This is a genomic window from Cupriavidus basilensis (assembly GCF_029335485.1).
Taxonomy (GTDB): Bacteria; Pseudomonadota; Gammaproteobacteria; order Burkholderiales; family Burkholderiaceae; genus Cupriavidus; species Cupriavidus basilensis_E.
The window spans coordinates 1-11,667 of record NZ_JARJLM010000173.1 but is presented as its reverse complement, the minus strand read 5'-3'; the positions used below and the strand labels follow the sequence as shown (position 1 = coordinate 11,667).

General features: G+C 68.6%; 11 protein-coding genes. 6 read left to right on the top strand and 5 right to left on the bottom strand.

Annotation, left to right across the window (positions count from 1 at the left end; all coding sequences use genetic code 11):
* Positions 1-120: 120 nt before the first annotated feature.
* The 5 genes from P3W85_RS10370 to P3W85_RS10350 all read right to left on the bottom strand — a co-directional run bounded on the left by P3W85_RS10370 (position 121) and on the right by P3W85_RS10350 (position 5,053).
* Complete coding sequence (locus P3W85_RS10370) at positions 121-1,056, bottom strand: LysR family transcriptional regulator (protein ID WP_276264723.1); 936 nt, start codon at positions 1,054-1,056, stop codon at positions 121-123.
* A gap of 75 nt (positions 1,057-1,131) precedes the next feature.
* Positions 1,132-2,106: a Bug family tripartite tricarboxylate transporter substrate binding protein gene (locus P3W85_RS10365; protein ID WP_276264722.1), complete on the bottom strand. Its 975-nt coding sequence runs from the start codon at positions 2,104-2,106 to the stop codon at positions 1,132-1,134.
* A 92-nt stretch (positions 2,107-2,198) separates the two neighbouring features.
* Complete coding sequence (locus P3W85_RS10360; RefSeq protein WP_276264721.1) at positions 2,199-2,963, bottom strand: SDR family NAD(P)-dependent oxidoreductase; 765 nt, start codon at positions 2,961-2,963, stop codon at positions 2,199-2,201.
* Between the two features lie 67 nt (positions 2,964-3,030).
* Positions 3,031-4,209, bottom strand: a complete 1,179-nt coding sequence (locus tag P3W85_RS10355; RefSeq protein ID WP_276264720.1) for a thiolase family protein — start codon at positions 4,207-4,209, stop codon at positions 3,031-3,033.
* A gap of 46 nt (positions 4,210-4,255) precedes the next feature.
* Positions 4,256-5,053: a crotonase/enoyl-CoA hydratase family protein gene (locus tag P3W85_RS10350; protein ID WP_017224643.1), complete on the bottom strand. Its 798-nt coding sequence runs from the start codon at positions 5,051-5,053 to the stop codon at positions 4,256-4,258.
* 307 nt (positions 5,054-5,360) lie between these two features.
* On the opposite strand from P3W85_RS10350, the gene P3W85_RS10345 reads away from it, so the two are divergent.
* From P3W85_RS10345 to P3W85_RS10320, 6 genes are all read left to right on the top strand, one after another.
* A complete protein-coding gene (locus P3W85_RS10345; protein ID WP_017224642.1) occupies positions 5,361-5,831 on the top strand; it encodes a MarR family winged helix-turn-helix transcriptional regulator in 471 nt (156 codons plus the stop codon).
* A 5-nt stretch (positions 5,832-5,836) separates the two neighbouring features.
* Complete coding sequence (locus tag P3W85_RS10340; RefSeq protein ID WP_276264719.1) at positions 5,837-7,876, top strand: FUSC family protein; 2,040 nt, start codon at positions 5,837-5,839, stop codon at positions 7,874-7,876.
* A gap of 69 nt (positions 7,877-7,945) precedes the next feature.
* Entirely contained in the window at positions 7,946-8,155 is a 210-nt protein-coding gene (locus P3W85_RS10335; RefSeq protein ID WP_017223927.1) for a DUF1656 domain-containing protein, read from the top strand.
* Positions 8,152-9,111 (top strand): efflux RND transporter periplasmic adaptor subunit, encoded by a 960-nt coding sequence (locus P3W85_RS10330; protein ID WP_017223928.1) that lies wholly within the window; start codon positions 8,152-8,154, stop codon positions 9,109-9,111. The genes P3W85_RS10335 and P3W85_RS10330 overlap by 4 nt, the downstream gene beginning before the upstream one ends.
* Positions 9,108-10,562: an efflux transporter outer membrane subunit gene (locus P3W85_RS10325; protein WP_276264718.1), complete on the top strand. Its 1,455-nt coding sequence runs from the start codon at positions 9,108-9,110 to the stop codon at positions 10,560-10,562. Before P3W85_RS10330 ends, P3W85_RS10325 begins: the two co-directional genes overlap by 4 nt.
* Before the next feature lie 80 nt (positions 10,563-10,642).
* Positions 10,643-11,482, top strand: a complete 840-nt coding sequence (locus tag P3W85_RS10320) for a MetQ/NlpA family ABC transporter substrate-binding protein (RefSeq protein ID WP_017224463.1) — start codon at positions 10,643-10,645, stop codon at positions 11,480-11,482.
* The last annotated feature ends 185 nt before the right edge of the window (positions 11,483-11,667 follow it).

Genomic DNA, 11,667 nt, shown 5'->3' with positions numbered 1-11,667 from the left:
TGAAGGCGAGCGAACGAACAGGAGGCGCCGGTTGGCGGTGTGTGTTCAGGCTTGCGCATCCGGTCGCCGCGGTTGGGGCCGCGGGGGCGCCATCAGCCGGGCCGACCACATGGAGAACACTCAGGTCTGCGGGTCGATAGCCTTCGTCCCCGCCCGCATCGCCAGCCGGCACACCGCCGCCAGCGCCAGCAGGTTCGGGTCCCGCTCGCGCCGCCGCAGGAAGCTCAGGCCGATGGTCTGGCGCAGCCGGTACTGCGAGGACAGCGGGATCAGCGTCACCTTGTGCGCGAACACATCGCGCACGCGGCCCGGCAGCAGGGCGTAGCCCACGCCGCCGCTGACCAGGTTCATCAGCGAGAAGATATCGCCGACCTTCATCACCACATTGGGCGTGAAGTCGGCGATGCGGAAGGCCTCCACGAAGCCCTGGTAGGTGACGAAGCCCTCGCTGAGCGTGACGAAGGGCTCGTCGCGGCATTGCCGCAGGTCGATGGAAGCCTGTCGCGCATAGGGGGAATCCGCCGGCGCGGCGAAGCAGATCTCGTCTTCGAACAAGGGAATCGATTCGATGTCCGGATCGGGCTCGGGCACGGCCATCAGCGCGGCGTCGATGCCGCCTTGCTTGAGCTTGAACAGCAGGTCCGCATTCGAGCCCAGCACCAGTTCCGCCTGCAGCTCGGGCCGCCTGACCTTGATGCCGATCACCACTTCCGGCACCGTGCGGATGGTCAGCGAATAGAGCGAGCCGATCTTCAGGTGATCGGCCGAATAGCCGGCGGCTTCGCGCGTTGCGCGGATGCCGTCGGCCATGGTCTTGATCACGTCGGTGGCCACGTCGGCCAGCACGTGCGCCGCCTCCGTCGGGAGCAGGTTGCGCCCTTCATGGCGGAACAGCGCGCAGTGCATGCCCTCCTCGAGCGAGTGCAGCGCACGATGCACGCTGACGGTGCTGACGTCCAGCGCCTCGGCGGCCTTGGCCAGGTTGCCCGTCTCCATATAGGCGAGCAGGACTTCCAGCTTGCGGAAGGTGATTTCTTCGTTGATGCGGTTTCGCATGGCGGGGCGCGGCGTCGCGCAGGACGGGGCAGGGATCGCAGCATGATACCGCCCCGCGCGGTGCGCGGGGCGCGCTCAGTCCAGGCTCAGGTTCGACGCCTTGATCGCGTCTCCCCAGCGCTTCTGCTCGCTGCTGACCAGCGTGGCGAACGCGGATTGCGGCTGCCCGCCGGCGAGCCCGCCCATCTCCTTGAACCTGGCCACGATCTCGGGGTCGCGCATGACCCTGGCCAGCCCGTCCTGCAGCTTGGCGACCACTGCCGGCGGCGTGCGTGCCGCCGCGAACACCCCGAGCCAGCCCATCACCACGAAGTCGCCGACGCCGGCCTGCGCCATGGTCGGCACCTCGGGCAGGGCTGGCAGCCGCTCGGCGCTGGTGACTGCCAGCGCGCGCAGCTTGCCCGCGCGGATATGCGGCAGCGCCTGCGTCAGGTTGTCGAACATGAAGGTGGTCTCGCCCGCCAGCAGCGCGGTGGTCGCGGGCGTCGAGCCCTTGTAGGGCACATGGATGACCTCGGTGCCGGTGCGCATGCGGAACAGCTCGGCGGTCAGGTGCGTGGTCTGGCCGATGCCGGCCGAGCTGTAGGCGAGCTGGCCGGGCTGGTTCCGGAGTTGTCCGGTCAGGTCGGCCACGGTCCTGATCGGAGACTGCGCGTTGACCACCAGCACGTTGGGGAAGGAGATCATGTCGGTGATCGGCACGAAATCCTGCGGGCGGTAAGGCAGGTGCCGGTAGGCGCTGTAGTTGATGGCGTGCGAGCCGGTGTTGCCGACCAGCAGGGTATAGCCGTCGCCCGGCGCACGCAGCAGTGCCTGCGTGCCGATGATGCCGCCGCTGCCGGGCCGGTTGTCGACGATGACCGGCTGGCCCAGCAGCGCGCCGAGCTTCTGCGCCACCAGGCGGGTGGGGATGTCGGTGGTGCCGCCGGGCGCGCCCGGCACGATGATGGTGATGGGGCGCTCCGGCCACGCCGTCTGCGCCTGTGCGGCGGTCGAGAGCAGCGCGGACAACAGCAGCGCGGGAAACCTGGCGGACAGCCTGGTATGCATGGGGTGTCTCCTCCTGTATGCATGGCCCGGTCGGGCCCTGGCGGCCGGTGTTCCGGCTCTGCCACCGTTGCTGGCCCGGCGGGGCCGGCGCTTCAGCGCGGCGTCATGCGGATGGCGCCGTCCAGGCGGATGGTCTCGCCGTTGAGCATGGGGTTCTCCAGGATGTGCAGCGCGGTGGAGGCGAACTCGTCCGGCGTGCCCAGCCGCGCCGGGTGCGGCACCGAGGCGCCGAGCGAGGCGCGCACGTTTTCCGGCAGGCGCGCCAGCAGCGGCGTATCGAACAGCCCGGGGGCGATGGTGCAGACGCGGATCATGCGCTGGGCCAGGTCGCGCGCCGCCACCAGCGTCATGCCGACCACGCCGGCCTTGGCCGAGGCGTAGGGAATCTGTCCGATCTGTCCTTCAAAGGCGGCGACCGAGGCCGTCAGCACGCAGGCGCCGCGCTCGCCGTCGAGCATCTCGTTGCGGGCCATGCGCGCGGCGGCCAGGCGCAGCGTGTTGAAGGTGCCGACCAGGTTGATGCGCACGATCGATTCATACTTCTCCAGCGAGCCGGGCTGGCCGTCCTTCTCGACCAGGCGCACCGGGCCGCCCACGCCGGCGCAATGGATCAGGGCGCGCATGGTGCCGAGCGCGTCGGCCGCGTCGAACACGCGCGTCATCTGCGCAGTGTCGCAGACATCGGCCTGCACGAAGCGCGCCTGCGGGCCGAGTTCCCGCACGGCAGCGGCGCCGTTTTCCTCGGACAGGTCGGCGATCACCACGGCGACGCCGCGTTCGGCAAGGCGGCGGGCGCAGGCAAGGCCGAGGCCGGATGCCCCGCCTGTGACGACGGCGGACAGGTTGGCAAGTTTCAATTTCTATCTCCTCGTGATGGGTATCGGATGCAGGGCATGGTCCGGGAGGCCGGTCGCCTTGCGTCGCTCAGAGCCGCTCGATGATGGTGGCGTTGGCCATGCCGCCGGCCTCGCACATCGACTGCAGGCCATAGCGGCCGCCGCTGTCCTCGAGCGCGTGCAGCATGGTGGTCATCAGCCGCGCGCCGGAGGCGCCCAGCGGATGGCCAAGCGCGATCGCGCCGCCGCGCGGGTTCAGGCGGGCCGGGTCGGCGCCGAGCGCGCGCTGCCATGCCAGCGGCACGCAGGCGAAGGCTTCGTTGATCTCGTAGTGCGAAATCGCATCGAGCTTGAGACCGCTCTTTTCCAGCGCGCGCCGGCTCGACGGAATCGGCGCCGTCAGCATGGTCAGCGGGCTGTCGCCGCAGGCGTCGAAGGCGGCGAAGCGCGCGCGCGGCTTCAGCCCCAGCCGCGATGCGGCGCGCTCGCTCATCAGCAGGATGGCCGCCGCGCCGTCGCTGATCTGCGAGGCATTGCCCGCCGTCACGTGCCAGCCGATCTGCGGAAAGCGCGCGCCCAGTGCTTCGTCGCGAAACGACGGCGCCAGCGTGGCGAGGCGCTCCGCCGTGGTGCCGGGGCGGATGGTTTCATCGGACGCGACCAGTCCGGCGGCGGTCTGGATCGGCAGGATCTCGCGGGCGAAGGCGCCGGCCTCGCGCGCCTGGTGCGCGCGCTGGTGGGATTGCGTCGCATAGCTGTCGAGATCGTCGCGCGACAGTTCCCACTGCGCCGCCACCAGCTCGGCCGCCACGCCCTGCGACACCAGCCCGGGCGCGTAGCGCGCTTCGAAGGACGGGCCGTACGGATTCTGGCCGATGCGGCCCGAGCCCATCGGCACGCGGCTCATGGATTCGATGCCGCAGGCAATCACGATATCGTAGGCGCCCGCCATGATCCCTTGCGCGGCGAAATGCACGGCCTGCTGGCTGGAGCCGCACTTGCGGTCGATGGTGGTGGACGGCACATGCTCGGGAAACCCGGCCGCCAGCCACGCCACGCGGCCCGGCGTGCCCGACTGTTCGCCGACCTGGCTCACGCAGCCGGTGATGACGTCTTCCACCAGGCCGGGGTCCAGCCTGTTGCGCTCCACCAGGCCCGCCAGCACTTGCGCCAGCAGCTCCGTGGGATGCAGGCCGGTGAAAGCCGAGCCCGGCTTGGATCGGCCCATGGGGGAGCGGATGGCATCGACGATGACGGCTTGCGGCATGGCGGGTCTCCGGTGTGTTATCGATCGAGGTTGGGACGTTGCGGGATCAGTTGCCGGTGAACTCAGGCTTGCGCTTCTCGAGGAAGGCGGACACCGCTTCCCGGTGGTCCGCGGTCTGGTGCGACAGCGCCTGGTACCCCGCCGACAATTCCAGCAGCGTATCCAGCCGCGTGTGCAGCGCTTCGCGCAGCAGCCGCTTGGCCAGCCGCACCGCATGCGGCGGGTTGGCGGCGATGCGTTCCGCCAGTTCGTTGGCGGTGGGCAGCAATTGCTCGGCAGGCACCACGCGCGAGACCAGGTTCCATTCCAGCGCCTGGCGCGCATCGATGACCTGGCCGGTGAAGGTCAGCTCGGCCGCGCGCGACAGGCCGATCACGCGCGGCAGCAGCCATGCGCCGCCATCGCCGGGGATGATGCCGAGCTTCACGAAGCTCTCCGCGAACTGCGCGTGCTCCGAGGCAATGCGCATATCGCACATGCAGGCCAGGTCCAGCCCGGCACCCATCGCCGCGCCATTGACGGCGGCGATCACCGGTACTTCCAGGTTGAACAGCGCCAGCGGCAGCCGCTGGATGCCCAGCCGGTAGTCCTGGCGAATCTCCATGCCCGGCACCTCGCCGGAGGCCTGGCGCTCCATGTCGCGGATATTGCCACCCGAGGAGAAGGCGGTGCCGGCGCCGGTGAGGATCACCGCGCGCACGCTTTTGTCGCGGTGGATGCGGTCGATGGCTTCGAGGAAATCCGCCACCGCGGTATTGCCGGTGAGCGGGTTGCGGCGCTCCGGTTCGTTCATGGTCAGGGTCACGATGTGGCCCTGCTGCTCGTAGCGCAGGAAGCGGCTCATGCGGGTCTCCTTGTCGGTTTGCCTTGTGCCTGGATGCAGGTCCGGCGTTGTACGAAGAGGCTAAGGGAGCGCTGCGCGGCGTGTCCAATATTCATTTATCCATCGCCGATATCGCTCGGATATCGCCCGGACATCGGCGCGCGGTGCGCGCCGGCGACTGGCGCCCGCGGATTCAAGGCCGGCCGGCGGCACGCCACCTGCTGACGGAGTGACCGATGGCCGATATCCCGTCCGGCACCCCTTCATCCGGCATTCATTCGTAGCGTGATAATTTGCATCCTAACTATAAGCTTGCTATTATTGGCCCATGCCTCCAATCGACGCCCTCCGCTTCGCCTTCACCGGCCAGCTCATGCTGGCCGGTCGCCAATGGCGCCACATTTCCCAGGGCGCTGTCACCGCCTATGGCATCTCCGCCGCGGCCGCAGGGCCCTTGTTGTTTATCCGCCGGCTTGGCGGAGGTGTCCGCCAGGTCACGCTGGCCGATTACGTCGGGCTGGAAGGCGCCTCGCTGGTCCGCCTGGTAGACCAGCTTTCCGCCGCCGGCCTGGTGCGCCGCGAAGTGGACGCCAACGACCGCCGCGCCAATGCGCTCTGGCTGACCGACGCCGGCGAGGACCTCGCCGCGAAAATCGAAGTGGAACTCAAACAGGTCCGCGCCAGCGTGTTCGCGGATGTCAGCGAGCAGGATTTCGAAGGCGCGCTGCGCGTGCTCGACGCGCTTTCCCGGGCAGCCGCCTCCGCGGCGTCCACATCCTCCGCCGCTTCGGGGTCGTAACCGCCATGGTGAGCTGGCCAACCGGAAGAGACTGGATCTTTTCCTTCAAAGCATTTGCAGCCGCCATGCTGGCGCTGTTCATCGCGCTCTATCTCGGCCTGCCGCGGCCCTATTGGGCGATGGCTTCGGTCTATATCGTGGCGCATCCGCTGACCGGCGCGACCCGCTCGAAGGCGCTGTATCGCGTGCTGGGCACGCTGCTCGGCGCGGCCGCGTCGGTGGCCATGGTGCCGGCGCTGGTGAACGCGCCGGCATTGCTGATGGCCGCGGTCGCGCTGTGGACCGGGGTCCTGCTCTACGTTGCGTTGCTGCACCGCACGCCGCGCAGCTATGTGTTCATGCTGGCGGCCTATACCTTGCCGCTGGTGGCGCTGCCGTCGGTGAACGATCCCGGCGGCATCTTCGATATCGCGGTGGCCCGGGCCGAGGAGATCTGTCTTGGCATCCTGTGCGCCAGCATCGTCGGCTCGACCATTTTCCCGGCCAACGTGGCCACCGTGCTCGGCGGCAAATCCGCCCAGTGGCTGGCCGACGCCGCGCTGTGGGCTACCGATATGCTCTCCGCCCAGCCGGCCGCCAGGGTGTCGCGCCATCAGAGCCGCCATCGCCTTGCCGCCGATATCCTCGCGCTCGACCAACTGATCAGCCAGCTCTCCTACGACACCGAAAGCGCCGCCCGCGTGAAGAACGCGCAGGAACTGCGCGGCCGCATGACCATGCTGCTGCCGGTGCTGTCGTCGCTGGCCGCCGTGGTGGAGGCGCTGCACCAGAACGCCGCGGGCGTGCCCGAACGCCTGTCGAAGCATATGGCGCTGGTGTCGGCGTGGATCGGCGCCGGCGCGCAAGCGCCGCTGCCGGCACTGCCGGCAGCCGAGGCCGCACCGAGCGCCGACGCCGGACTCGTCGCCGGCGCTGCCGGGCCGGACTGGCACAGCGCGCTGGCCGCCACAGCCGAGGGCCGCCTGCGCGAGCTGGTGGCGCTATGGCACGACTGCGTGCTGCTCCAGCGCCGTATCGGCGAGAAGAATCCGGCGGGCGAATGGACGCCCGCGTTCCAGCGCTGGGACGTGGGCGCGGCGCGCCATTACGATCACGGCATGCTGCTGTTCTCCACCGCCACCGTCGCCGCGGCCATTTTCCTGATGGGCATGATCTGGATCTGGACCGGCTGGGCGGACGGCGCCGGCGCCGTCGCGCTGGGTGCGGTGTCAAGCTGCTTCTTCGCGGCCATGGACGAGCCGGCGCCGATGATCCGTTCCTTTTTCCGCTGGAACGTGGTCTGCCTGGTGATCGCCACGGTCTATCTGTTCGTGGTGCTGCCCAACGCGCACGACTTCGAAATGCTGGTGTTGATGTTCGCGGCGCCGTACCTGGTCATCGGCCTGATGATGACGCAGCCGCGGCTGGCCCTGATCGCCATGCCGCTGGCGGTGGTCACGGCCAACGATATCGGCCTGCAGGGCGCGTACAACGCCGACTTCCAGGCCTTCTTCAACGGCAATGTGGCGGGTATCGCGGGCATCCTGTTCGCGCTGCTGTGGACGCTGGTGACGCGCCCGTTCGGCACCAAGGCCGCGGCCCGCCGGCTGGTCCGCGCGAGCTGGGGCGACATCGCCCGCAACGCCACCGGGCGCGAGCCGCGCGACCATGCGCGCCTGCTGGCCCGCATGCTGGACCGCCTGGCGCAACTGGTGCCGCGGCTGGCAGCCAGCGAGAACGAAAACGCCGGCGACGGCTTCACCGAGGTGCGCGTCGAACTCAGCACGCTGGCGCTGCAGCGCGAGTTGCCCGCGCTGGCGCCGGACCACCAGCGCGCCGTGAAGCGTGTGCTGAGCGGCGTCGCCAGCTACTACCAGGCGCGTCTGGAAGCGCGGGCCGAGGCGCCGCCGCAGGTGTTGCGCGAGCGGCTCGGCAAGGCCATATGCGAGGTTGCCTCGCGGGCCGACGCGGCCTCGCGCGAGGCGTTCGCCGCGCTGGTGGAAATGCATGTCGCCCTGTTTTCGGCAGCGCCCCTGGCGGCGCAGCAGGGCGGGAGTCAATCATGAGCATGAAATCAAGCATGAGATCGGGCACGGAAGCTGTCACAGAAGCAGTCACGGAAGCGGGCAGCAACCATGCGCGGTGAAATCGACATCTATGGCGTGTTCGTGCCCAGCCTGCTGGTATGGATGCTGGCGGCTTTCGTGATTACCGCCTGCGCGCGCGCCGTGCTGGCGCGCGTGGGTTTTTACCGGCTGGTCTGGCACCGGTCGCTGTTCAATCTGGCCTTCTATGGGATCGTCCTGGGTGGCGTCGTCTACCTGGCGTATCGGCTGCAGTCATGAAACTGAATCTTCGTTCGATCGGACCTATCGTCCTTACCCTTGTCGTCACCGCGGCCGCGGTGGTCGTGGTCAAGCACTTGTGGGATTACTACACCATCGCGCCATGGACGCGCGACGGCCATATCCGCGCGGATGTCGTGCAGGTCGCGCCCGACGTGTCCGGCCTGGTGACCAAGGTCCTGGTCAAGGACAACCAGCGCGTGCAGCGCGGCCAGCCGCTGTTCGAGATCGACCGCGACCGCTATGCGCTGGCGCTGCAACAGGCGCAGGCCACGGTGGCCGCGCAGAACGCAACGCTGGCCCAGGCCCGCCGCGAAGCCAAGCGTAGCCAGACGCTGTCCGAGGTGGTCTCCAAGGAAGTCGTCGAGGAAGGCCTGGCCAAGGTCCAGCAAGGCGAAGCCGCGCTGGCGCAGGCGCAGGCCGCGGTCAACCTGGCCAAGCTCAACCTGGAGCGCACCAGCGTGCTCAGCCCGGTCGACGGCTACCTGAACGACCGGCTGCCGCGCCTGGGCGACTACGTCAACACCGGCCGTCCGGTGCTGTCCATGGTCGACGCGAATTCCTTCCACGTGGAAGGCTATTTCGAGGAAACCAAGCTGCACGGCATCCACGTCGGCAACCCGGTGGATATCCGCATCATGGGCGAGTCCCGGGTGCTGCATGGCCACGTGCAAAGCATCGCCGCCGGCATCGAGGACCGGGACCGCTCCAACGGGTCCAACCTGCTGCCCAACGTGAACCCGACCTTCAACTGGGTCCGGCTGGCACAGCGCATCCCGGTGCGCATCGCGCTGGACGAAGCGCCATCCGACCTGCGGCTGGTGGCCGGGCGTACCGCCACCGTATCGGTGCGCGAGCAGACGCAGCCGGCCAAGGCGCAAGACGGGCAGAAGGACCAGAAGGACAAGCTCGCGCTGGCCGCCAAGGGAGCCGCCAGCCAGGGAGGCGCGCAGTGAACGCCTTGCGCCTAGCCCTGCTGCCGGCACTGGTGCCGCTGCTGTTCGCCTGCACCACCGTCGGGCCCGACTACCATGTGCCGGACAACGCCGTCGTGAAAGCACCCGCGGCCAACGGCGCGCTGCTCGGCACGGACAACCCCGCGGTGTCGATCGCGGCGGTGCCCGACGGCTGGTGGCGCCTGTACGACGATCCGAAGCTCGACCAGCTGGTACAGCAGGCCCTGACCGCCAATACCGACCTGCGCGTGGCGGCGGCCAACCTCAAGCGCGCCATTGCGGTCTACCACGAGGTGGAAGCGGAGAACCTGCCCGGGGCCGGCCTCTTCGCCGGTGCGCAGCGCGGGCAGATTGCCGGCGAACCGCTGCTGGTGGAAGAGAAGATCCCGGTCATGAACTTTGGCGACGTCGGCTTCAAGGTGTCCTACCTGATCGACTTTTTCGGCAAGCTCGCGCGCGCCGACGAAGCCGCGCTGGCCGGCGCGCAAGCCAGCCAGGCGGCGCTCGACCAGGCACGCGTCGGCGTGGTGGCCGAGACCGTGCGCGCCTATGTGCAGGGCTGCGCCGCCACGCACGAGCTGACGGTGGCCGAGCATCAGCTCGAACTGCAGCGCCGCGGCGTCGATCTGGCCCGCAAGATGGTGGATGCGGGGCGCGGGCAGCCGGTGGACCTGCTGCGCTCCCAGGCCCAGGCCGACGTGCTGCGCGCCGCCTTGCCGCGCTTCAAGGCCGAGCAGGAAGGCGCGGCCTACCGGCTGGCCGTGATGCTGGGCAAGCCGCCCACCGCGGCCTCGATGACCGAGTACGCCTGCCACGAAGAACCCAGGCTGAGCCAGCCGCTGCCGGTGGGCGACGGCGCCGCGCTGCTCAAGCGCCGGCCCGACGTGCGCCAGGCCGAGCGCGAGCTGGCCTCGGCCACGGCAAAGATCGGCGTGGCCACGGCGGATCTCTATCCGTCCATCAGCATCGGTGCGTCGGCCGGCTTTACCGGCATCCTCGACCACCTCGGACAGGCACCGACCGCCCACTGGGGCTTTGGTCCGCTGATCACCTGGAACATCCCGACCAGCGGCACGCGCGCCCGCATCCACGGCACCGAAGCCGGCGCCGAGGCGGCGCTGGCCCATTTCGACGGCGTGGTGCTCAAGGCACTGCGCGAAACGCAATCCGCGCTGAGCAGCTATACGCGTGAGCTGGAGCGCACCCAGGCGCTGCGCGATGCGCGCGACAAGGCCAGCGAGGTAGCGCGGCAGAATCGCCAGCTCTACCAGGCCGGCCGCTCGCCGTACCTGTCCAGCCTCGATGCCGACCGCACGCTGGCCAGCACCGAAGCCTCGCTGGCGGCGTCGGAAAGCCAGGTGGCGCTGGACCAGATCAATCTCTTCCTTGCGCTGGGCGGTGGATGGCAAAATGCGCCCCAGGTCGAAACGCACGCGATGGGCGCGCATTGAGCGCGCCCCGGGGGCGGCCGGCCTCTACCCTAGTCACAGCCATGCCAGCCCCTGGCATGGCAGAAAGGAACACAAGCGTCATGTCGAAATTCACCGGCCGCTTCGGCCACACCTATCCCTCGATCCATAAAGCCCTGTGCGTCGCCGCCGTCACGTTTGGCGTGGCCGCCTCCGGCACCGCGCTGGCGCAGGAGCCGACCGTGCGCGTTGGCACGGTCAGCGGGCCGGATGCGCAGGTCTGGCAGGTGGTCCAGAAGGTCGCCAAGCGCGAAGGGCTGAATATCAAGGTGGTCGAGTTCAACGACTATGTGCAGCCCAATGCCGCGCTCGACGCCGGCGACCTGGACGCCAACAGCTTCCAGCACCAGCCTTACCTGGACAGCCAGGTGAAGCAGCGCGGCTACAAGATGGTCAGCGTGGGCTACACCTACATCTCGCCGCTCGGCATCTATTCGCAGAAGCTGAAGTCGCCCAAGGACCTGCCGCAAGGCGCCAAGGTCGCCGTCCCCAACGATCCCTCCAACGAGAACCGCGCGCTGCTGCTGCTGGCCGCGCAAGGCGCGATCAAGCTCAAGAGCGGGGCGGGTACCAACGGCGTCAACGCGACGCCGCTGGATATCAGCGAGAACCCGAAGAAGCTGAAGATCGTCGAACTGGACGCCGCGCAACTGGCGCGCGCGCTGCCCGACGTGGCCGCTGCGGTGATCAACACCAACTACGCGCTGGCCGCCGGCCTGCAGCCGGCCCGGAACGCCATCGCGCTGGAAGACATCCATAGCCCGTACGCCAACATCATCGTGGTGCGGACCCAGGACAAGGACAAGCCATGGGTGAAGAAGCTGGTCGCTGCCTACCAGTCGGAAGACGTGCGCCAGTTCATGAAGAACGAGTTCAAGGGCGCGATGGTGCCGTCGTTCTGATCGGTTAGGTCTTGGCGCAGCGGGCCGGTGTCTATGGGCCAGTAGCTCGTGGCGCTTCAGATCGATGGCCCTGTACTCTTAGCGAAAGCCTTTTTTTTTAAAATATTGTTGTTTTATTTTAGGGGGCTGATTTAGGGTTGCAGGGCCTAAAGGCGGAGTGGTGTCGGGCTATTTGGCTTGGGGGG